Source organism: Variovorax sp. Root473 (genome assembly GCF_001426505.1).
Lineage (GTDB): Bacteria > Pseudomonadota > Gammaproteobacteria > Burkholderiales > Burkholderiaceae_C > Variovorax.
On record NZ_LMEV01000001.1, the window covers coordinates 397,093 to 418,306 of the forward strand.

21 protein-coding genes are annotated in these 21,214 nt (G+C 70.1%); 9 read left to right on the forward strand and 12 right to left on the reverse strand.

Going from position 1 to position 21,214, the window contains the following annotated elements; translation table 11 throughout:
• Positions 1–50 precede the first annotated feature (50 nt).
• Both ASD34_RS01860 and ASD34_RS01865 read left to right on the forward strand, forming a co-directional pair.
• Positions 51–977, forward strand: a complete 927-nt coding sequence (locus tag ASD34_RS01860) for a LysR family transcriptional regulator (RefSeq protein WP_056572218.1) — start codon at positions 51–53, stop codon at positions 975–977.
• The gene (locus ASD34_RS01865) at positions 974–1,966 is read left to right on the forward strand and encodes a Bug family tripartite tricarboxylate transporter substrate binding protein (protein WP_056572219.1); all 993 of its coding nucleotides are present in this window, start codon (positions 974–976) and stop codon (positions 1,964–1,966) included. Before ASD34_RS01860 ends, ASD34_RS01865 begins: the two co-directional genes overlap by 4 nt.
• Positions 1,967–1,969: 3 nt before the next feature.
• Here the strand turns inward: ASD34_RS01865 and ASD34_RS01870 are convergent, their stop codons facing one another.
• Entirely contained in the window at positions 1,970–2,530 is a 561-nt protein-coding gene (locus tag ASD34_RS01870) for a putative glycolipid-binding domain-containing protein (protein WP_056572220.1), read from the reverse strand.
• Between the two features lie 63 nt (positions 2,531–2,593).
• Here ASD34_RS01870 and ASD34_RS01875 point away from each other — a divergent pair, with 63 nt between their 5' ends.
• Positions 2,594–3,211 (forward strand): YiiX family permuted papain-like enzyme, encoded by a 618-nt coding sequence (locus tag ASD34_RS01875; RefSeq protein WP_235509941.1) that lies wholly within the window; start codon positions 2,594–2,596, stop codon positions 3,209–3,211.
• 3 nt (positions 3,212–3,214) lie between these two features.
• Here ASD34_RS01875 and ASD34_RS01880 read toward each other — a convergent pair whose 3' ends face one another.
• Both ASD34_RS01880 and ASD34_RS01885 read right to left on the reverse strand, forming a co-directional pair.
• The gene (locus tag ASD34_RS01880; RefSeq protein WP_056572221.1) at positions 3,215–3,493 is read right to left on the reverse strand and encodes a contact-dependent growth inhibition system immunity protein; all 279 of its coding nucleotides are present in this window, start codon (positions 3,491–3,493) and stop codon (positions 3,215–3,217) included.
• A gap of 22 nt (positions 3,494–3,515) precedes the next feature.
• A complete protein-coding gene (locus ASD34_RS01885; protein ID WP_056572222.1) occupies positions 3,516–4,367 on the reverse strand; it encodes an RNase A-like domain-containing protein in 852 nt (283 codons plus the stop codon).
• A 166-nt stretch (positions 4,368–4,533) separates the two neighbouring features.
• Between ASD34_RS01885 and ASD34_RS01890 the strand changes: the two genes are divergently transcribed.
• Together ASD34_RS01890 and ASD34_RS01895 are read left to right on the forward strand one after the other, a co-directional pair.
• A complete protein-coding gene (locus ASD34_RS01890) occupies positions 4,534–5,718 on the forward strand; it encodes a Y-family DNA polymerase (RefSeq protein ID WP_157609610.1) in 1,185 nt (394 codons plus the stop codon).
• 11 nt (positions 5,719–5,729) lie between these two features.
• The gene (locus tag ASD34_RS01895) at positions 5,730–6,413 is read left to right on the forward strand and encodes a TIGR02117 family protein (protein WP_056572225.1); all 684 of its coding nucleotides are present in this window, start codon (positions 5,730–5,732) and stop codon (positions 6,411–6,413) included.
• Between the two features lie 6 nt (positions 6,414–6,419).
• Here the strand turns inward: ASD34_RS01895 and ASD34_RS01900 are convergent, their stop codons facing one another.
• Positions 6,420–7,493, reverse strand: coding sequence for a purine-nucleoside phosphorylase (locus ASD34_RS01900; RefSeq protein ID WP_056572227.1), 1,074 nt, complete (start codon positions 7,491–7,493; stop codon positions 6,420–6,422).
• Between the two features lie 111 nt (positions 7,494–7,604).
• Here ASD34_RS01900 and ASD34_RS01905 point away from each other — a divergent pair, with 111 nt between their 5' ends.
• Positions 7,605–8,783: a DNA topoisomerase IB gene (locus ASD34_RS01905; RefSeq protein WP_056572229.1), complete on the forward strand. Its 1,179-nt coding sequence runs from the start codon at positions 7,605–7,607 to the stop codon at positions 8,781–8,783.
• Here the strand turns inward: ASD34_RS01905 and ASD34_RS01910 are convergent.
• From ASD34_RS01910 to ASD34_RS01930, 5 genes are all read right to left on the reverse strand, one after another.
• Positions 8,729–9,409, reverse strand: coding sequence for a hypothetical protein (locus ASD34_RS01910; protein ID WP_056572232.1), 681 nt, complete (start codon positions 9,407–9,409; stop codon positions 8,729–8,731). The two genes, ASD34_RS01905 and ASD34_RS01910, sit on opposite strands and share 55 nt — an antisense overlap.
• A gap of 174 nt (positions 9,410–9,583) precedes the next feature.
• Complete coding sequence (locus ASD34_RS01915; RefSeq protein ID WP_056572234.1) at positions 9,584–9,763, reverse strand: DUF3606 domain-containing protein; 180 nt, start codon at positions 9,761–9,763, stop codon at positions 9,584–9,586.
• Between the two features lie 109 nt (positions 9,764–9,872).
• Positions 9,873–11,378 (reverse strand): class I adenylate-forming enzyme family protein, encoded by a 1,506-nt coding sequence (locus ASD34_RS01920; RefSeq protein ID WP_056572236.1) that lies wholly within the window; start codon positions 11,376–11,378, stop codon positions 9,873–9,875.
• Between the two features lie 3 nt (positions 11,379–11,381).
• Positions 11,382–12,371 (reverse strand): Bug family tripartite tricarboxylate transporter substrate binding protein, encoded by a 990-nt coding sequence (locus tag ASD34_RS01925; RefSeq protein ID WP_056572238.1) that lies wholly within the window; start codon positions 12,369–12,371, stop codon positions 11,382–11,384.
• A 44-nt stretch (positions 12,372–12,415) separates the two neighbouring features.
• The gene (locus tag ASD34_RS01930; RefSeq protein ID WP_056572240.1) at positions 12,416–14,752 is read right to left on the reverse strand and encodes an acyl-CoA dehydrogenase; all 2,337 of its coding nucleotides are present in this window, start codon (positions 14,750–14,752) and stop codon (positions 12,416–12,418) included.
• A 145-nt stretch (positions 14,753–14,897) separates the two neighbouring features.
• On the opposite strand from ASD34_RS01930, the gene ASD34_RS01935 reads away from it, so the two are divergent.
• The 3 genes from ASD34_RS01935 to ASD34_RS01945 are packed head-to-tail and all read left to right on the forward strand — an operon-like array spanning position 14,898 to position 18,218.
• Entirely contained in the window at positions 14,898–15,680 is a 783-nt protein-coding gene (locus ASD34_RS01935; protein WP_056572242.1) for a citryl-CoA lyase, read from the forward strand.
• 5 nt (positions 15,681–15,685) lie between these two features.
• Positions 15,686–16,846 carry an acyl-CoA dehydrogenase family protein gene (locus ASD34_RS01940; RefSeq protein WP_056572244.1) on the forward strand — a complete coding sequence of 387 codons (1,161 nt, stop codon included), beginning with the start codon at positions 15,686–15,688 and terminating at the stop codon, positions 16,844–16,846.
• Between the two features lie 10 nt (positions 16,847–16,856).
• Positions 16,857–18,218, forward strand: a complete 1,362-nt coding sequence (locus ASD34_RS01945; RefSeq protein WP_056572246.1) for an MmgE/PrpD family protein — start codon at positions 16,857–16,859, stop codon at positions 18,216–18,218.
• 10 nt (positions 18,219–18,228) lie between these two features.
• On the opposite strand, the gene ASD34_RS01950 is transcribed toward ASD34_RS01945, so the two are convergent.
• The 3 genes from ASD34_RS01950 to ASD34_RS01960 form a co-directional block, all read right to left on the reverse strand.
• Positions 18,229–18,936 (reverse strand): aspartate/glutamate racemase family protein, encoded by a 708-nt coding sequence (locus ASD34_RS01950; RefSeq protein ID WP_056572248.1) that lies wholly within the window; start codon positions 18,934–18,936, stop codon positions 18,229–18,231.
• Position 18,937: 1 nt separating this feature from the next.
• Positions 18,938–19,945, reverse strand: coding sequence for a Bug family tripartite tricarboxylate transporter substrate binding protein (locus ASD34_RS01955; protein WP_056572250.1), 1,008 nt, complete (start codon positions 19,943–19,945; stop codon positions 18,938–18,940).
• 72 nt (positions 19,946–20,017) lie between these two features.
• Positions 20,018–21,172 carry a mandelate racemase/muconate lactonizing enzyme family protein gene (locus tag ASD34_RS01960; protein ID WP_056572252.1) on the reverse strand — a complete coding sequence of 385 codons (1,155 nt, stop codon included), beginning with the start codon at positions 21,170–21,172 and terminating at the stop codon, positions 20,018–20,020.
• Positions 21,173–21,214 lie beyond the last annotated feature (42 nt).

Genomic DNA, 21,214 nt, shown 5'->3' on the forward strand with positions numbered 1-21,214 from the left:
GTGACCTAGGGTCAAATAAAATAACAAGGCCTATTCAATACAAAAAACATATGGACATACGCGCCCTGAGGTACTTCGTGGCCGTGGCCGGCACCGGCCACATGACGCGCGCCGCCGAGCAGCTGGGCATCCAGCAGCCGCCGCTGAGCCTGCAGATCAAGGCGCTGGAGCGCGAGCTGGGCGTGCTGCTGTTCAAGCGCCATCCGCGCGGCGTGGCGCTCACCGACGCCGGCCGGCTGTTCCAGGCCGAGGCGCTGCGCATGCTGCAGGACATGGAGGCCATGAAGCAGCGCATGGCGCGCGTGGCCCAGGGCCAGACCGGCACGCTCGCGGTCGGCTTCACCAGCTCGGCCGCGGCGCACCGCTTCATGCCCGAGGCGCTGCGCGCGTTCCGCCGCGCGCACCCCGGCGTGGAGTTGCAGCTGCGCGAAGACAACGCCGCCGAACTCACCGAGGCGCTGGCCGCGGGCCGGCTGCACTGCGGCCTGCTGCGCGTGCCGGTGGCGCGGCCCGAGGGGCTGGTGTTCGAGACGCTGCTGCGCGAGCCCGTGTGGGTCGCGATGCCGAGCGACCACCGCTTTGCAACTGCTGCGAATGGCAAGAAGCCGGCGAAGCCACTGTCGCTGTCGAAACTCTGCGAAGAAGGCATCATCCTCGTGCGCCGCCCGGGCGCGCCCGGCCTCTACGCCGAGTTGCTCGCGCTGTGCCACGCGCAGGGCCTGCGCCCGCGCGTGGTGGCCGAAGTCGATCGCATGATGACCAACCTGAACCTCGTGGCCGCGGGCGTCGGCCTGTCGGTGGTGCCGACCTCGATGACCGGCGTGCACGCGCACGCCATTGCCTACACGCGGCTGGCCGACGGCGGCCAGCTCGACGCGCCGCTCACGCTGGTGTCGCGCGCCGACGAAGACAACCTGCCGGCGCGGCACTTTGCGGCGCTGCTGCGCGGGCTGGCCGAGGGGAACGCTGCCGCATGACCGTGCCGCTGCTGCGCCGCCATTTCCTGCAACGCATCGGCTTCGCGGCTGCGTGCGCATTGCCGCACCTGTCGCACGCCGCCTCGTCGCCCTGGCCCAGCCGCCCCGTGCGCCTGATCGTCGTCTACCCGCCGGGCGGCGTGAGCGACGGCATGGCGCGCGCACTGGCCGAGCCGCTGGCGCAGTCGCTGGGCGTGCCGGTGCTCATCGAGCACCGTGCGGGCGCGGGCGGCAGCCTGGGCATGGATGCGCTCGCACGCGCTACGCCCGACGGCCACACGCTGGCCTTTTCCGCCATCAGCCCGCTCACCCTGCACCCGCTGCTCGCGCGCGCGCCCTACGACCCGCTGCGCGCCTTCGCGCCCGTGGCGAGCGTGATGCGCACGCCGGTGCTGGTCGTCGGCACGCCAGCCTTCGCGGGCCGCGGCTTTGCAGAACTGATCGCGTGGGCGCGCCGCCAGCCGGGCGCGGTGCGCTGGGCCACCTCGGGCGTGGCGACCATCGGCCACATGGTGCTCGCGCAGGTGCGCATGCAAAGCCGCACCGACATCACGCACATCCCCTACCAGGGCGGCGGGCCGCAGCTCAACGACGCGCTCGGCGGGCAGTTCGAGGTGCTGTCGACCAACGTCGCGGTGCAGCAGCTGCAGTACATCGAGAGCAGCCGCCTGCAGGCGCTGGCGGTCGGCGCGCCCGCGCGCATCGAGGCGCTGCCCGCCGTGCCCACGCTCGCGGAGCTGGGCTACGAGAAGGCGAACCGCGATTCGCTGTTCGGCATCTTCGCGCCGGCGCGCACGCCGACGGCAGTGGTGCAGCGCCTCAATGCCGAGATCAACCGGCTGCTGCAAGGCGACCCGCTGCGCGCGCGCCTGCGCGAGGCCTACAACCTGCCGGCGGGCGGGAGCATCGAGGACTTCGCGCAGGAGATTGCGGCAGACCGGCGGCGCAACCGCGCGCTGGTGGCGGGGGCGCGGGCGCAGTTTGACTGACGGTCAGCTTTCCGCAGCCCAGAGCCGCGGATAGTCGCTCACGAAGCCTTCCGCCGTGACGGCCAGCACCTCCGCATAGTCGAAGCGCTTGGCCTCGTACGCGTACGTGCTGTCGCTGCGCCGTTCGTAGCGCTGCATCAGCTCGCTGAGCCCGCCGTCTTCCACATCGACCCAGGCCGCCGGTGCATCGGCGCTTTCGCCGGCCGCGAGGTTCAGGCGGCGCAGTTGCAGCAGGTTGGTGGCGGGCGTGAAGCCGAGGTCGAGGTCGACGCAGTGCGACATGTCGGGCACGGCTTCGTCGTTGAGCTTCCAGTGGCCGCGCGCGTCGCGCGTGATCGACAGGTCGACGGCCGACTCGCCGAGCCAGCCGCGCACCGTGCCCCATTGCGTGTGCCAGAGCAGGTCGCAGCGCACGCGGTAGTGCAGCTGCGCAATGCGACCGCCTTCGGTGCGGAACACCGCGGCGCCGTCGAGCTGCCAGGCCGAGGCGTTGCGTTCGAGGCGACAGGCATCGTGGCCCGGTGCATCGAGCCTGCGCCAGAGGATGGAGGCGACGGTTTGCATATGGCGCGGATCATGGCACCGGCATGCGGCGGCGCGCAAGCGGCATCCCGCAAAATGCCCTGCATGCCGAAAGCCCTTTCCGTGCCGCTGTCTGCCCTCCTTGCCCTTCTGACAGCGGGCGCCAGCCACGCAGCCACCGACTTGAAAGACGGCGACATCATCTTCCACACCTCGCGCTCGGCGCAGAGCCTGGCCGTGCAACGCGCCACCGGCTCGCGCTACAGCCACATGGGCATCGTGCTGATGCGCAAGGGCAAACCCTACGTGTTCGAGGCCGTCTCGACCGTGCGCTACACGCCGCTGGCGCAATGGACCGCGCGCGGCAACGGCGGGCGCTACGTGGTGAAGCGGCTGCGCGACGCCGGCACGCGGCTCACGCCCGGCGCCGTGGCGCGCCTGCATGCGCGCACGTCGGACTTCGCGGGCCGCCCGTACGACCTGACCTTCGAATGGTCGGACTCGCGCATCTACTGCTCGGAACTGGTGTGGAAGCTCTACGACCGCGCACTGGGCGTGCGCATCGGCGAACTGCAGAAGATCCGCAGCTTCAACCTCAGCGACCCGGCCGTGCGCGCCAAGATGCGCGAGCGCTACGGCGACATGGTGCCGATGGACGAGCCGGTGATCTCGCCGGCCGCGATGTTCGACTCGCCGCTGCTGGTGACGGTCGAATCGCGCTGACGGCTACTGCACCGCCGCCAGCACGCTGTCGAGAAACTGCTTCGCCGACGTGCCGAAATCTTCGGGGATGTAGTCGCGCGGGAAGTCGCGTGCAAACGCCGCCTCGACGTCGTCGTGCGAACCGAGGTAGTCCGCAATCTCGGCACGCAGCGCGGCCAGCTCGGCCGGTGTGCTCGACTCGCGGTAGGACGCCATGATCTCGGCGCCGGTTTCGCCGAAGAGGATGTCGGCGTCCTGGCCGAAATAGACCTTGGTGAGGTGGTCGATCAGTTCGAATCGCATCGTGGGTCGTAGGGCAGAAAAGTCAGAACGGATGGGCGGTGAGGATGTAGAACGGCTTGCCGTTGTACGTGCGCATGTTCAGCGTCACCCGCACCCTGGTGAGCTGGCTCACGGCGGTGCTGCCGCGCTGCACGCCGATGCCCACCACGGTGCCGATGTCGTGCTCGAAGGCCACGGGCTTGGAGCCCACCGCCGCGGAGCGCGACCACGCGCGAATGGCCCGTGCATTGGCGCGCACGGTCTGGCTGATGGCCGACTCGGCCGTGGCCAGGTCGAAGAACGACGACGAGCGCTGCAGGCTGGGCTTCTTCGCGAAGCGGTCGAACAGCTCTTGCGCCGACTTGCCCACGTGCTCGCGGATGGTGTGACCGCCGGCCTTCGAACCCGCAATGCCCTCGTGCTCGATGAGGCGCACGGGTTCGAGCTTGAAGCGGCTCGCGCGCACCGCAATCACGCGCGATGCGGCCAGCCCGCCGGTCACGAAGAGCGGCACCGCCACATCGACCGCGAGCCCCACCTGCGCGCCCGTTTCGGGCGAGGCGCCCAGCGCCTGGGCGGTGGCGTCGGCGGTGAGTGCGGTGGCGGTGCGCTGCGTCTGGCCGGTCCAGATCTGGCGCGCGGCCGTGGCCGTGGTGTCGCTGCCGTGCGCGCCCAGCACCACGCAGCCGACCTTGCTGACCATGGTGGGCTCGGGTGCCACGCAGAGCACGCCAGCGCCGAGCAGTTCGATCACGCCACCGACCAGTGCCGCCGTGCCCCAGAGCCGGTTGCTGAGGCTGGCCGACTCGGGCACGTCTTCGCCGCCGAGCACCGCCGCCATCTGCACTGGCGTCAACGCGACCGACAGGCCGCCTTCCACCTCATCGTCACCCATCGTGCATTCCTTTCCGTTCGCCACCTGCGTGGGGATTGAAATTCCGCCGCATTCTTGCACGCGACACGGGCGCAGGCGAACATGCGCCGAGAGCGAGACAATTGTCACCGTGAGTTTCCAGCCTGCGCCCCCCGCCCCTCCGATCCGCCGCATCGCCCACCTCGACATGGACGCGTTCTACGCCTCGGTCGAGCTGCTGCGCTATCCGCAGCTCAAGGGCCTGCCGGTGGTGATCGGCGGCGGCCGGCGCCGCGTCGACGAGGCGATCCGCGAGCTGCCCGAAGGCGCCACGCTGGCCGACATTCCGGTCGAGGCCTTTCCGCGGCTGAAGGACTACACGGGGCGCGGCGTGATCACCACCGCCACCTACCCCGCCCGGCAGTTCGGCATCGGCTCGGCCATGGGGCTCATGAAGGCCGCCAAGCTGTGCCCGCAGGCGCTCATCCTGCCGGTCGACTTCGACGAGTACCGGCGCTTCTCGCGCACCTTCAAGCAGGTGATCCTGGACATCGCGCCGCTCATGGAAGATCGCGGCGTGGACGAGGTGTACATCGACTTCACCGACGTGCCCGGCGGCCAGCGCGATGGCGGTCGGTCACTGGCGCGGTTGATCCAGAAAGCCATCTTCGACGCCACGGGCCTCACGTGCTCGATCGGCGTGGCGCCCAACAAGCTCATCGCCAAGATGGCCAGCGAGTTCGAGAAGCCCAACGGCATCTCGGTGGTCTACGAACACGACCTCGAAAGCCGCATCTGGCCCCTGCCCTGCCGCAAGGTGAACGGCATCGGCCCGAAGGCCGACGAGAAGCTCAAGCGCTTCGGCATCGAGACCGTGGGCCAGCTGGCGGCGCGCGAGCGCGGCTGGCTCATCGACACCTTCGGCAAGGCCACCGGCGCATGGATGCACGAGGTGGCCTGGGGCCGCGACAACCGCCCCGTGGTGACCGAGAGCGAGCCCGTGTCGATGAGCCGCGAGACCACCTTCGAGCGCGACCTGCACGCGGTGCGCGACCGCGCCGAGCTGGGCGCGATCTTCACGCACCTGTGCGAGAAGGTCGCCGAAGACCTGCGACGCAAGGGCTACGTCGGCAAGACCATCGGCATCAAGCTGCGCTACGACGACTTCAAGATCGCCACGCGCGACCAGACCATCGACCGCTTCACCGACGACGGCAAGACCATCCGCCAGATTGGCGGCCAGTGCCTCAAGCGCGTGCCGCTGGAACGGCCGCTGCGCCTGCTGGGCGTGCGCGTGGGCGCGCTGGCCAAGGCCGGCAGCCCCGAGGCGCTGACGCCCGCCGCAAGCGCCCGCAGCGCGGAGCCGGTGGCGACCACGGCGTCGCTGTTCTGATCGCTTCTCCCATGATCCGACGCTGGCTGCGACGCATTGCATTCACACTGCTGGGGTTGCTGCTCGCCATCGCGCTGTACGTGGCCGTGGCTTGCGCACTCGTCTTCGTGCCGGCGAATGCGAAACCATCGCCCGAGCCGTCGGCCGTCGAGGCCTGGGTGCTGAGCAACGGCGTGCACACCGACCTGGTGTTTCCGGTCCGCTCGGCCACCGTCGACTGGTTGCAGCTCTTTCCACTGTCCGACTTCAAGGCGCCACCGCCCGATGCCGAGTTCGTCGCCATCGGCTGGGGCGATCGCGAGTTCTACCTGCACACGCCGACCTGGGGCGACCTGACGGTCGCGCGCGCCTTCGGGGCGCTGTCGGGCGGCAACCGCTCGCTGCTGCACGTGACCTACCTGCAGCGCGCGCAGCTGCAGCGCGGGGCCTACAAGCTGCCGCTCTCGCAGGCGCAGTACGCGCAGCTCGTGGCCCATGTGCGCGCCACGCTGCCCTCAGGCCGCGCGATGCCGATCGCGGGCGCGCACTACGCGAACGACGATGCCTTCTACGAAGCGAAAGGCAGCTACCACCTGTTCGAGACCTGCAACACCTGGACCGGCCGCGGGCTGCGGCAGGCGGGCGTCACGGTGAGCCGATGGACGCCCTTCGACTTCAACGTGACGTGGCACCTGCAGCCCGTGCTGCAGCCCTGACGATCTTCAGGGCTTGGGCACGCCCGCCGACCAGGTGGGCCAGTTCTTCACGATGTGGTCGACCACGCGCGTGCCCACCAGCGCGATGTTCTCCACCGTCTCGGCAAAGCCGCCCGCCGTCTCGCCCGGGGCCGGATCCAGGTGCTGCAGCGTGGTTTCCTTCGGGTTGCCCTGGTCGAAGTTGACCGCGCCGCGCAGGCTCATCACGCGGTCGGTGCCGTGGGTGCGCTTGATCACGAGGGTGATGGCGGCGGCTTCCATCTCGGTGATCACGTAGTCGTCGGCGCCATACAGCTTGGCGATGTACTGCGCCTGCTTCGACATGCCCGGACCGTGGAAGAAGGTGTCGCCCGTCATGTGCGTGCCGGTGCCCACGAAGGGGGCGCGGCGCGCGGCGGCGTCGGGGTACCGCAGGCGGTACTTGCGGGCCGACTCCGAATCTTTCAGCGGCGTGTCGACCGACAGCTTCATGGCCCAGCCGACGAGGTCGGGGTTCAGCCTGAAGCGGCGGTACTCCTCGTAGCCCTTGCGCGGCATGAAAGTGGGTTCGCCGGGCTTGTTCTCCTCGGGCGCCCAGCGGTGGCCGAGGTCGTAGTCGACCAGCCAGGTGGCCCAGCTCACCTCGCCGATGGTGCCGCGCGAAGGCGGCGTGCCGGCCACGCCGGAGATCACGTAGTAGGCCTGCGAGAAGTCGAACTGCGGGTTGAGGAGGATGGCCTGCATCGACGATGACGAGTTGACCTTGCCCATGCCGAGCACCGCGCCGCACACGCCGTCGGCGTTGCAGTACACGGGCTGCAGCGCGCCGGGCACGGCCATGGGCTTCGCGCCCTTCCAGTAGCGCTCGTACCAGTGCTGGAACTCGCCGGCGCGGTCGCCGGTGTTCTGGCCGATCTCGAACATGGCGGCGACGAACACCTTCACCTTGACGGGCGCACCGGTGGCTGCGGCTGCGCGGGGGTCGGCGCGCGTGTCGGCGGTGGGCGCGTTGGAGGCGCAGGCGGTGGCGAGCAGCACGGCGCCGCACAGCGCCAGGCCGCGGACGCCCCGGGAGAAGCGACGGGAGTTCAGGAGAGACATGGGTGGAATCCGAAGAGAAGAAAGAAGGAAGGGAAAGCGCGCCCCGGTAACAGCGTGAGCATGCGGCGTCCTACACCGCGCGATTGTCGATGCTGGCACAAGCGCGTTGTCATGCCTTCGATGCAAACCCCATGCCGGCCCGCCCCGGCGTCTCTTCCGCCCCTGGCCGGTGGCCTGGTCTACGTGAACCCCGGCATGCCGGGAATCCGCCGCCTGAAGTGGGGCGACAGCTTTCGCTACCGCGACGCGCACGGCCGCTGGCTGCGAGACGCCGACACGCTCGCGCGCATCCGCAGCCTGGCGATTCCGCCGGCCTACACCGAGGTGTGGATCTGCCCGCTGCCCCATGGCCACCTGCAGGCCACGGGCCTGGACGCGCGGGGCCGGCTGCAGTACCGCTACCACCCCGAATGGCGTGCACTGCAGGACAGCACCAAGTTCGAGCGCCTCGAAGCCTTCGGGCGCGCCCTGCCCCGCTTGCGTGCGCGCGTGGCACGCGACCTGCGCGCCGGCACCCGAACGTCCAGTCAAGCGCCCGGCCGCGCACAGGTGATCGCCACGCTGGTGCGGCTGCTCGACACCACCTTGCTGCGCGTGGGCAACGAGGCTTACGCGAGCAGCAACGGATCGTTCGGCCTCACCACGCTGCGCAACCGCCACGCGGCGGTGCAGGGCTCCGCGCTGCGGCTGCGCTTTCGCGGCAAGAGCGGCGTGGCGCACGAAGCCCGCGTCGACGACCCGCGCGTCGCCCGCGTGGTGCGCCAGTGCCAGCAGCTACCAGGGCAGGCGCTGTTCCAGTACACGGACGAGGCGGGCGAGGTGCGCGGCGTGTCGTCCAACGACGTGAACGACTACATCGCCGAAGCCACCGATCGAGGCGAAGGCGAGCGCTTCACCGCCAAGGACTTCCGCACCTGGCACGGCACGGTGCAGGCGCTGGAACTCACGCGGCTGGCGTGCGCGTGGGAGGGCGACGAGCGCCGGCCCGGCGCCAGGGACATCCTCGCGGCCGTGGCGCGGCAACTCGGCAACACGCCCGCGGTCTGCAAGAAGGCCTACGTGCATCCGGCCGTGCTGGCCTTGGGCGAGACGCTGGCGCGCGAAGACGACATGGCAGGCACCGGCACGCTGCTGGAGAAGATCGCGGCACGCGCGGCGACCGCAGGCCCGGCACGCGGACTGGTCGCGGCGGAGCGGCGACTGCTCGCCTTCCTGCGCGCAAAACGCCGCCCGGCTCAGCCGGCCGCGAGGGCGAAGCGCACGGTGTCGGCGTCGAGCACCACGGCATAGCCGAGGTCTTCGGCCAGGTTCTGCAATGCCACGGGGTCGATGGCCAGTGCGCGCGGTGCGCGGTGCGCATCGAGCACCGCGCTGGCGCCGCCGGATTCACGCAGCTGCGCGTACAGGCGCAGCGCGTCGGTGCCCTCGGCTTCGATGCGGATGGTGCCGGCGTCGTCCACGCCGTCGTGCAGGTAGCCCAGCGCGCCAAGGAACAGGTAACGCAGCGCGGCGGCCTTGGGCCAGCGCGGCTCGTCGTCCTGCGGGGTGGCGAGTGCTTCGTCGACCTCGAGCGTCACGCCGTGCAGGTCGAAGGCCGAGCGCATCAGCGTCATGCATTGCGCGACCAGCGCGCTGCGCGTGACGCCGTCGTCGGTGGTGGCCAGCTCCCAGTCGCGCAGCGAGCGGATCGCACCGACCAGTTCGGACACCTGGCTGTCGATGAGGTTCACGCGCTCCTCGCAGGCGGCACGATCGACGGGGTCGGCCGCCACCTGGCGCTTGAGCATCAGCACTGCCATGCGAACCACCGAGACGGGTGCTGTCATGTCGTGGCGAAGCGCTGGAAGCGCGCGCGTGAGCAGTTCATGGCGCACGCCAGCGGCGATCCAGCTGCGCGCGCTGGGAGAGGACTTCATTGCGGTGCGGCGGCCCGCAAGGGCACGCGGCCCGCAAGGCGGGAGGCGGCAGGACACACGGTCAAGGGAAGATTCCTGAAGGCGGGAAACAAGCCCACGAGTATCGTGCCCGCTCCGCGCCGCGGCTGTAGGAGCCTGCCTACGCCTGTCCTGCGACGTGCACCGCGGGTGCCCTCAGGGCTTGCCGAGGTACGCGCGCACGTCCTTCACCTCGACCCCGGCCGCTGCGACGGCCGAGCGCAACTGCGCCTCGGTCACGCCCAGCGTCTGGGTCCAGTAGCGAACCTCGTGGAGTTCATTGACATTGATGCGGCTCGCATCCTGCGGTCCGCGCTTGCTCAGGTCATCGGCCATGGGAAAGTCTCCTCGGTAAATGCTTTCACCATGGCGCGTGAGTGCGCGCCTCGTTAGCGGACAGCGGCGCGCACCCGTGCAGGAAAAGTCCGAGGGCCGTGACTGCACTTCAGGACCTGGCGGCCCGCGCCTGCAGCGCCCGCTTGAGCAGCTTGCCATTGGCGGTGGTCGGCATCGCGTCGATCACCTCGATGCGCGCCGGCCGCTTGTAGGGCGACAAGTGCTCGGCCAGGTGCGCGCGCAGCGCCGCCTCGTCGAGCGATGCCCCGGGGTTCAGCTCGACGAAGGCGACGATCTGCTCGTTGCCGTCGGCCTCGGGCACGCCGACCACGGCGCACAGGTGCACACCCGCGAAGCGGCCGACTACCGCCTCGACCTCGGCCGGGTACACGTTGAAGCCCGAGCGGATGATCATTTCCTTCAGCCGCCCCACCACGAACAGCGCGCCGTCGGCGTCGAAGCGGCCGAGATCGCCGGTGGCGTACCAGCCGCCCGGGCGCATCACCTGCGCGGTGGCGGCCGCGTCGCGGAAGTAGCCCAGCATGAGGCCCGGGCCGCGCAGCCAGATCTCGCCGGTGTCCCCCGGTGCGGCCTCGGCGCCCTCGGCCGTGACGATGCGCCCCTCGCCGCCCTCGACCACGTAGCCGGCCGAGGTGTCGGTGCGCGGCGCCTCGGTGCGCGTGAGGAACACCGAGCCCGCGTACTCCGACAGGCCGTAGCCGTAGTGCAGCGGCTGGCCGAACAGCCGCTCCACGCGCTGCTTGAGCGCCGGGTCGAGCGGCGCGGAGCCCGTGTACACGTAGCGCAGCTGCGGAAAGCGCGGCACGAGTTGCTGCGCCTCGATGTGCGCCAGCAGCCGCGCGTACATGGTCGGTGGCCCGAGCAGGTTCGACACCTGCCCGTGCGCCAGCGCCTCGAGCATGTCGGCCGGCGAGAAGCTGGGGCGCAGCACCAGCGCGGCCCCGCCCGTGAGTGCGGCCATCAGCACGGTGCCGATGCCGAAGATGTGGGTCATCGGCAGGAAGGCGTAGACGCGGTCGCGCGTGTCGAGCGCACGCACCGCCGCCGACACGCGACCGAAGTGCAGCAGTCCGCGGTGCGACACCATCACGCCCTTGGGCGTGCCCGAAGTGCCCGAGGTGAAGATGATCGCGGCGGCATCGGCCAGCGCCGGATCGGGCTCGGGACGGGCGTCGGCGCGCGCGGCGGTGAACATCACGCCGAGCAGCGTGGCCGGCACGGCCGACGCGCGCTGCGCATGCGTGCGCGCCGCGTCGGACGCATCGGTGGTGAAGCAACACAGGCGCGCGTCGGCGCGCTCGGCAATCGCCGCGATCTCGCCCGGCGACATGCGCGCGTTGACGCCGCACGACCACGCGCCCACGCGGCTGCAGGCCAGCAGCAGCGCGATGTGGGCGGCGCAGTTCTCGGCCACCAGCAGCACGCGGTCGGTCGGCCGCACGCCGGCGGCGAGCAAGTCGTTCGCGGTGGTCTCGACCATGGCCTGCAGCGCGCCGTAGGTGGTGGTGACGCCGTCGGACTCATAGAGGAACACTGCGTCCGGCGTGCGGGCCGCGCGATCTTCGAGCAGGTGATGAATGCGCTGGGGCTGCATCGGCTATTCCGCCTCGATGCCCTTGGAGGCGCTCGCCCACAGCTTGCGGTCCGACACGCCCTTGGTCGCCAGCACCTCCGGCGCGCCCGTCCAGACCTCGTAGCCCTGCTCGCGCAGGCGGTGCGCGATGTCTTCGCGCGCCAGCATCTTCTGCGCCGCGGCGTTCACGCGCGCCACCAGCGCCGGGTCCATGCGCGCCGGGCCGTACAGGCCGAACCAGCCGCCCACGTCGTAGCCGGGCACGCCCGACTCGATCATGGTCGGCACGTCGGGCAGCATGCGGTTGCGCTGGCGCGAGGTGACGGCCAGCGCGCGCAGCTTGCCCGACTGGATGAAGGGCCGCGAGGTGGCGATGATGTCGAACATCATCGGCACGGTGCCGGCCATCACGTCGGCCAGCGCCGGGGCGCTGCCCTTGTAGGGCACGTGCGTGAGCTGCACGCCGCTCATCTTCTCGAGCAGCGCGCCGCTCAGGTGGTTCGACGCGCCCACGCCCGCCGAGCCGTAGAACAGCTTGCCGGGCTTGGCTTTGGCATAGGCCAGCAGCTCGCCCACGTTGCGCACCGGCAGGTCGTTGTTGACCACCAGCACGTTGGTGTAGTCGACCAGCGGCGCCAGCGGCGTGAGGTCCTTCATCGGGTCGAAGGGCATGCTGCGCTGCACGTTCGGGTTGATGGTGATGGTCGGGCTCGCGCCGAAGAACAGCATCGCGCCGTCGGGCGGTGCCTTGGCCACGGCGTTGCCGCCGAGCGAGCCGGCGGCACCGGGCCGGTTGTCGACGATCACCTGCGTGCCCAGCTCCTGGCCCAGCGCGGGCGCGAGCAGGCGCGCGGCGCCGTCCACCGGCCCGCCGGCCGAATAGCCGACCACCAGCTTGATGAGCGGCGGCAGCGGCTGCTGCGCGAAGACGCGTGAAGGCAGTGCAGCGAGCGCCGCGCTGCCCGCCAGCGCGGCCATGAGCTGGCGGCGCGAAAGGAGGTCGAGGGATTGCATGAGCGTTGTCTCCTGTTGTGTATGTCTTCGATCGCTCACATCGCTCAGGCTGGCAAGTCGAGGACTTGCCGCGCGAGGATGTTGCGCTGTATCTCGTTCGTGCCGCCGTAGATCATTGCGGCGGTGGAACCGATGAGCGGCGAGAGCACGTTGAAGCTCTGGCCGTCGAGCACCTGGTCGCCTGCGACCGCGCCCTGCTCCTCGCCCGCCTCGACCAGCAAGGCGCCGATGCGGTGGTAGGTTTCGCTGGCCCAGATCTTCAGCAGCGACACCGACGCGGGCAGCGGCTTGCCTGCGCGCACGATGTTGGCGAAACCCGTGTACGCGGCCGACAGGTCGAGCACGTCGAGCCGCAGCGCCGCGAAGCGCTGCGCGAACACCGGATCGGCGAACAGGCGCCGCGCCTGCCCGAGCCGCGCGAGCTGGCCCAGCGCGTACTGCGACTGCTTCGGACTGCCCAGAAAGATGCGCTCGAAGCCCAGCAACGCCTTCGCGATGGTCCAGCCGCCGTGCAGCTGGCCCACGAGGTGGTCGGCCGGCACGCGCACGTTGTCGAAGAACACCTCGCAGAACTCGGGCTCGCCCGCCAGCGTATGGATCGGCCGCACCGTGACGCCCGGCGTGCGCAGGTCGCACAGCAGGAAGCTGATGCCTTCCTGCTTGCGCGCGCCCTTGTCGGTGCGCACGAGCATGAAGATGTGGTTGGCGTCCTGCGCGAGCGTGGTCCAGATCTTCTGGCCGTTGACGACGAAATGGTCGCCCTGCGCATCGCGCCCCGCCACCGCCTCGGTGCGCAGGCCAGCAAGGTCGGAGCCGGCATTGGGTTCCGAATAGCCCTGGCACCACACATGCTCGCCGCTGAGGATGTGCGGCAGAAAGCGCTGCTGCTGTTCGGGCGTGCCGTGCTGGATGAGCAGCGGGCCGATCATCACGATGCCCTGGTCGGGCGCGCGCGCCACGCCGTGCTGCTCCAGTTCCTCGATCCACGCGATGAGCTTGTCGGCCGGCAGGCCCATGCCGCCATGCGACTGTGGCCAGGCCGGCGCGATCCAGCCCTGCGCCGAGAGCGTGAGGTACCACTCGCGGATCTCGCTCCAGCGCGCGCGGTGCGAGAGGTAGCGCAGATGCGCCGGATAGCGCTGCTGCAAAAAGCCACGCACCATGCGGCGGAATTCGGCCTCGGGCACCGCGGACCAGTCGGTGGTGCGCGCCAGGAACTCGCCGTTCCACGCTGCAGCACTGCTCGCAGCGGCCTCGGCCTCGGCCTCGCCCGTCAGCGCGGCGTGGCGGCGCTGGTGCGCCGTGGCATTGCCCAGCCATGCCGACAGGCACAGCACACGCTTGTAGAACAGGCTCAGGTCGCACTCCTGCGTATAGCCGATGGCCCCGTGCAGCTGCACCGCGGCGCGCGACGCCTGCAGCGCGGCGGCGGTGCACCGCGCGTTGACGCGGCTGGCCTCGGCTTCGAGCCGCTCGGCGGGCAACGTGCCGTCGCACGCCAGCGCGAGCACTTCGTTGATCGTGGCCCGCGCCACCTCGAGGTGGATGAACATGTCGACGCAGCGGTGCTGCAACGCCTGGAAACTGCCGATGGCCTTGCCGAACTGCGAGCGGGTGCGCAGGTAGGCCAGCGTCTGCGCCAGCATCGCCTGCCCCGCGCCGAGCAGTTCCGCCGCCTGCAGGATCTGCCCGGCCGCGAGCGCCTGGCGCAGCGCCTCCTGCGCGGCCGGCCCGCTGGCCAGCACGGCGTCGGCCGGCAGCACGACCTCTTCGAAGCGAAGGTTGGCTGCCTGGCTGCCATCGACCAGCGGCACGATCGTTTCGCTCACGCCCCCTGTGCCGCGCGGCACCCACAGCAGCACGGCATCCTCCTCGCCGCGCGCCGACACCAGCCAGCCGCTGGCTGCGGCACCGGGCAGCACCATGAGCTTGTCGCCTTGCAGCAGCACGCCGCCACCGCTGCGCACCTCGCAGCCGCAGGCCAGCGGCACGGCGCTGAGGTCGCCCGCGCTCTCCTGCCACGCGAGCGCGGGCAGGCTGCGGCCCGCCACGAGGTCGGCCAGCAAGGCGCTCGCGGCGGGCGAAGCGAGCCGTGCCAGCAGCAGCGCGCTCAGGCCCGCCACCGCCAGCAGCGGCTCGGGTGCTGCATGCTCGCCAGCCGCACGCAGGATTTCTGCAGCGCCGTCGAGCCCCAGCGCCAGGCCGCCGGCTGCTTCGGGCGCCAGCATGCCGGGCCAGCCGAGCGCGGCGATCTCGCGCCATCCTTCGGCCTCGTCGGCGTCCGGGCGTTCGGTGCGGGCGCGGCGCCGCGCGGTGGCGCCGCTGCGGGTGAAGTAGTCGAGCGCCGCCTCGCGCACGGCCAAAAGTGAGTCGGAATCCATCGCGCTGTTCTGCCTTTTTTGTTCCGTTGCATTGACGTGTCGCAGCGTGCCCGAAGACCTCGCCGCCGGGCATTCGCAATTGCGGAAGGGAGGGTTTGGCATTCACTGAGTGGCCGATCGCGCGCGCGGGGATAGATTTGCGGCCATGACAAAGATCAAGAAATCCCTGCACACCGAGCTCGGCCACAGCACGCCCGACAAGATCACCGTGCGCGGGCGCGACCTGCCCTCCGAAATCCTCGGCCACCTCAACCTGGGCGACATGGCCTTCCTGGAGCTGACGGGCCGCATTCCGACGCCGCAGGAATCCGTGACCTTCAACGCCATCGTCGTCACGCTGGTGGAACACGGCGTCACGCCCAGCGCGCTGGCCGCGCGGCTCACCTACGCCGGTGCGCCCGAAGCCTTGCAGGCCGCCGTGGCCGCCGGCCTGTGCGGGCTGGGCACCGTGTTCGTGGGCAGCACCGAAGGCGCCGCGAAGATGCTGTACGAGGCCATTCCCTTCGGCGAGAAGCCGAGCCGCCCGCTGGCCGACATGGCAAAGGACATCGTGGCCGACCACCGCGCACGCAAGCTCATCGTGCCGGGCCTGGGTCATCCGCTGCACAAGCCGATCGATCCGCGCACGCCGCGCCTGTTCCAGATCGCGGCGGAGAACGGTCTCTCCAGCCACTACGTCGCGCTGATGCAGGCGGTGCAGGAAGAGGCCGAGCGCGTGTCGGGCAAGTCGCTGCCGATCAACGCCACGGGTGCCGTCGGCGCGATTGCGGCCGAGTTCGGCTTTCCGTGGAAGATCATTCGCGGCTTCGGCGTGATGGCGCGCGCCATCGGCCTGGTGGGCCACATCCTCGAGGAGATCGACGACCCGATGGCCGTCGAGATCTGGCAACGCGTAGAAAAGGAAGCCGGCGGCCCCCGCCAGGACTGAGCACGATGACTTCGACCGACAACCGTTTTCCCGACATCCGCGACGCCGTGCGCGACCTGTGCGCGCAGTTTCCCAACGAGTACTTCCGCAAGGTCGACGAGGCACGCGGCTACCCCGCCGAGTTCGTCGACGCGCTCACCAAGGCCGGCTGGATGGCCGCGCTGATTCCGCAAGAGTACGGCGGCTCGGGCCTGGGCCTGACCGAAGCCTCGGTGATCATGGAAGAGATCAACCGCTGCGGCGGCAACTCGGGCGCCTGCCACGGCCAGATGTACAACATGGGCACGCTGCTGCGCCACGGCAGCGAGGCACAGAAGCGCCAGTACCTGCCCCAGATCGCCAGCGGCGAGCTGCGCCTGCAGTCGATGGGCGTGACCGAGCCGACCACCGGCACCGACACCACGAAGATCAAGACCACCGCCGTGAAGAAGGGCGACCGCTATGTGGTCAACGGGCAGAAGGTGTGGATCTCGCGCATCCAGCATTCGGACCTGATGATCCTGCTGGCGCGCACCACGCCGCTGGCGGACGTGAAGAAGAAGTCCGAAGGCATGTCGATCTTCATCGTCGACCTGCGCGAGGCTACGGCCAAGGGCATGACGGTGCGCCCCATCCTCAACATGGTGAACCACGAGACCAACGAGCTGTTCTTCGAGAACCTCGAGATCCCGGCGGAGAACCTCATCGGCGAGGAAGGCCAGGGCTTCAAGTACATCCTCGACGGGCTGAATGCCGAGCGCACGCTGATCGCGGCCGAGTGCATCGGCGACGGCTACTGGTTCATCGACAAGGTGACGGCCTACACGAAGGACCGCGTGGTGTTCGGCCGGCCCATCGGCCAGAACCAGGGCGTGCAGTTTCCGATTGCCGAAGCCTTCATCGAGACCGAGGCCGCGAACCTGATGCGCTACGAGGCCTGCCGCCTGTTCGACGCGCGCCAGCCCTGCGGCGCGCAGGCCAACATGGCGAAGTACCTCGCGGCCAAGGCGAGCTGGGAGGCGGCCAATGCGTGCCTGCAGTTCCACGGCGGCTTCGGCTTTGCATGCGAATACGACATCGAACGCAAGTTCCGCGAGACGCGGCTGTACCAGGTGGCGCCGATCTCGACGAATCTCATCCTGAGCTACGTGGCGGAGCACATGCTCGGCCTGCCACGCTCGTTCTGAAGGACTGCACATGAACGCCATCGACCACCCCAGCAAGGCGCTTGCGACCTTCGCGGCCGAGCTGAAGTTCGCCGACATTCCCGCGCCCGTGCTGCGCCGCACCGAAGACCTGATGCTCGACTGGCTCGGCTCGGTGCTCGCGGCCCGCACGGCGCGGCCGATACGCAGCATCGAGCGCTTCGCGCAGATGATGGGCCCCGCTGAAGGCCCGAGCGAAATCCTCACCTCGCGGCGCACCAGCTCGCCGTTGTTCGCGGCGATGGTCAACGCGGCGGCCTCGCACTACGTGGAGCAGGACGATGTGCACAACGGCTCGGTGTTCCACCCGGCCGCCGTCGTCATCGCACCCGCGCTGGCCGTGGCGCAGAGCCTCGGCGCCAGCGGCGCGCAGCTGCTGACGGCCGTGGTCGCGGGCTACGAGGTGGGCATCCGCGTCGGCGAGTTCCTCGGCCGATCGCACTACCGCACCTTCCACACCACGGCGACGGCGGGCACGCTCGCGGCGGCCGCGGCGGTCGGTCGCCTGCTCGAGCTGTCGCCGCAGCAGATGCTGCATGCCTTCGGCTCGGCCGGCACGCAGTCGGCCGGTGTGTGGGAGTTCCTGCGCGACGCGGCCGACTCGAAGCAGCTGCACTGCGCGCACGCGGCCGCCAGCGGGCTGATGTCGGCCTACCTCGCGCAGGACGGCTTCACGGGCGCGGCGAAGATCCTCGAAGGCGCGCAGGGGCTGGGCGTGGGCATGTCGAGCGACGCCGATCCCGCCAAGCTCACCGATGGCCTGGGCACGCGCTGGACGCTGGCCGAGACCTCGTTCAAGTACCACGCCTCCTGCCGCCACACGCACCCTGCCGCCGACGCGCTGCTGCAGGTGATGGAACAGAACCAGCTCAAGCCGACAGACGTGTCCCAGGTCACGACCCACGTGCACCAGGGCGCCATCGACGTGCTGGGCTGTGTGACGGTGCCCGCCACGGTGCACCAGGGCAAGTTCTCGATGGGCACGGTGCTGGGCCTGATCGCCGTGCACGGCCGCGCGGGCCTGGGCGAGTTCGACCGCGACTTTCTCTCGCCCGAGGTCTCGGCCTTCCGCGAAAAGGTGACGATGGCGCTCGATGACGAGGTCGACACCGCCTACCCCGCGCGCTGGATCGGCAAGGTCAGCGTGCACACCGCCGACGGCCGCACGCTGGCCGGCCGCGTCGACGAACCCAAGGGCGACCCCGGCAACAGCCTGAGCCGCGCCGAGATCGAGGACAAGATGCAGCGCCTCGCGCACTACGGCGAAGGCGCGACGGCCGACGAAGCGAAGGCGCTGTGCGAGCGCGTCTGGCAGCTCGCCGACACGGCCCGCGTGGGCCGCTGGCTCGGCTGAGGCCGTTCGTTCAGGCGAACAGCCGGCCCTGCCCCGGCGAGCGCGCATCGAGCCCCGCGGTGCGCACGAGGTCCCAGAAGCCCGCGGGCGAGCTGGACACCACGGGCACCTGCAGGCGCGCCTCGACCTCGCGCACGGCATCGAGCGTGACGAGGCCGCCGCACGAGATGAGGAGGCCATCGGCGCCGGGCTGGTCGTCGAACACCTTCAGGCACAGGTCGACCAGCACCTCGGTCGACACCTGGCCCACCGCCTGCACGTCGGAGATGGCCAGGCCTTCGAGTGCGAGCGGTTCGAAATCGCTCTGCTCGAGGTAGGTGCGCAGCTGCGCGTTGACCTCGTCGATGTAGGCCGTGGCAACGGCCACGCGCCGCACCTTCAGGTGACGCAGTCCCGCGACGACCGCGTCGCTCATGGTCGTGCAGGGCAGGCTTGTCGCCTGTTCCATCTCGCGCTTGAGTTGACGCGTGAAGGCGACGCCGCGGAAGAAGCTCAGCGAGGTGCCCATGAGGGAGACGGCGCTGGCGCCCTCTTCCTTCAACTCCAGCGCCTTGCCGATGACCGAGTCGATCACCTCGGTGTAGCCGCGCGTGGAGATTTCGCCCAGGCCCAGGCCTTTGGCGCTGAAGCGGATGCGGTCGCCGTAGAGCAGCGGTCCGTCCACCGGCACGGCGCCGGCCGCGGGAGGAACGATGAGGCCGAGATGGGGCTGCGTCACCTCAGTTCCCCTCCGCCACGATGCGCTGGTCCGTGATGATGCGTTTCCATCGCGTCGTTTCCTCCGCCATGTCCTTGCCCAGCTGGGCCGGCGTGGCATAGGCGCGCAGCGTGCCTTGCGCGGCCGCGGCCGTGCCCGTCTCGGGCATGTCGAGCACGGTCTTCACCGCCGCCGAGAGCTTGTCGACCACATCGTTGGGCGTGCCCGCCGGTGCCAACAGGAAGATGCGCGGCGCCACGTCGAAGCCGGGCAGGGCCTCGGCCAGCGGCGCGACGCTTTCGGCGCCTTCGAGCTTCGCGTTGTTCAGCAGCGCCAGCGCGCGCAGCTTGCCGGCCTTCGACTGCGCCATGGCAGCGGTGGCGCTCACCACGCCCAGCGGCACCTGGCCGCCGACCACGTCGGGCACGATCTGCGCCGCGCCGCGGTACGGCACATGCACCACGAACGCACCCGTGGATTGCTTGAGCATCTCGAAGCCCAGGTGCTGCACGGTGCCGACGCCCGACGACGCGTAGGAGTAACGGCCCGGATGCGCCTTGAGTTCCTTGACGAGTTCGGCGGGCGTCTTCGCCGGAAAGTCGTTGCCCGCGACGATCATCAGCGGCGACACGAAGGCGCCGGCCACGGGCTTGAAGCTGGTCAGTGGATCGATCGCAATCTTCGGCTGCAGCAGCTTGGCGATGAGCAAGGCGCTGTCGCCCATCATCAGCGTGTAGCCGTCGGGCGGCGCCTTGGCGACGAGGTCGGCGGCGATGAGGCCGGTGGCGCCGGTGCGGTTTTCGACCAGCACCTGCTGGCCCAGCACGGCAGGCAGGCGCGCGCTGAGCATGCGCGCGACCGCATCGACGCCGCCGCCAGCCGAGTAGCCGACGACGATGCGGATGGGCTTGTCGGGAAACTTCTGCGCCCACGCGGCGGGCGCGGCGGCCAGCAGGCCGGCCAGGGCCAGGGCGGCCCGCAAGGCATGACGGCGCGAGGGCCGCATGGCATCTGTTTTTCTGTCGTTCATCTTGTCTCCGTGGTGGTCGGGGTTCGCCGGCCGTCTGCGCGGCCTGGTCGTGTTCTGAACTGTCCTGGCGCGTCAGGCCTTTCCCTTGCCGTGCGACGTGGGCAGCTTCGCGAGTTCGCGCACGCGCTCGGCGTTGGGCGTGAAGCCCAGGCCCGGCGCCTCGGGCAGCGTGAGCCAGCCCTGGTCGGGCACGGGCAGGCCGTCGAAGATCTGCTTGAGCATCTGCACCGCGACGTAGTGGTACTCGACCAGCCCGCCGTTGGACACGCCCGCGTGCAGGTGCATGTTGTGGAAGGGCCAGGCGCCGCCGTTGTCGATCGGCACGTTGAAGGCGGCGGCCATGCCCGCGATCTTCAGGCACTGCGAGTAGCCGCCCGAGATGGTCACGTTGGGCTGCAGCACGTCGGCCGCCTGGTTCACCAGCAGGTCGCGGAAGCGGAAGGCCAGGCCTTCGTTCTGCCCGCAGGCCAGCGGGATGCGCGTGCGCGCGCGCAGCTGCGCCATCTGGCGCACGTCGTTCTGCGTGAGCGGCTCCTCGAAGAAACTGATGCCGTAGGGCTCGATGCGCTGCGCGAGCTCGGTGGCGTGGAACAGGTCGAGGCCGCAGTTGGCATCGACGTAGAGCTTGACGTCGGGGCCCACGGCCTCGCGCACGGCGGCGACGCGGCGCACGTCTTCGGCGATGACTTCGTCGAGCGGACGCGGCTCGTCGCGGCGGGCAAGTGCGTGGTTGCCGACGGTCATCTTCAGGCGCTGGAAGCCTTGCGACACCCACAGCCTGGCGGCGGCGGCGAGCTGGTCGCGCTCGAAGAAGCCAAAGCCGAAGGTGGCGTACACCGGCACCTTGGCGCGCGCGCCGCCGAACAGGCGCCACAGCGGCTGACCGAGCGCCTTGCCCTTCAGGTCCCACAGCGCGATGTCGAGCGCGGCGATGGTGTGGCTCGCATAGCCGGTCTGGCCGCGCGGCGAGAGCAGCCAGTAGAGCTTCTCCCACAGGCGTTCGGTGGCCATCGGGTCTTCGCCGATCAGCGCGGGGCCGGCCACTTCGCGCACGGCGGCGGCAATGATTTCTTCTTCGGTGATGGCCGTCATGCCGTGGCCGACGAGGCCGGTGTCGGTCTCGATCTCGGTGAGGCACAGCGACAGCGAGGTCTGCTTGTTCAGGCCGACCACGTCGATGGTCACGGGGATGTTCAGCGGCGTGGCGCTGACGCGGATGATCTTCAAGGGTGTCTCCTTTGGTGTGCCCGCATCTTTGCGCGAGGGCCG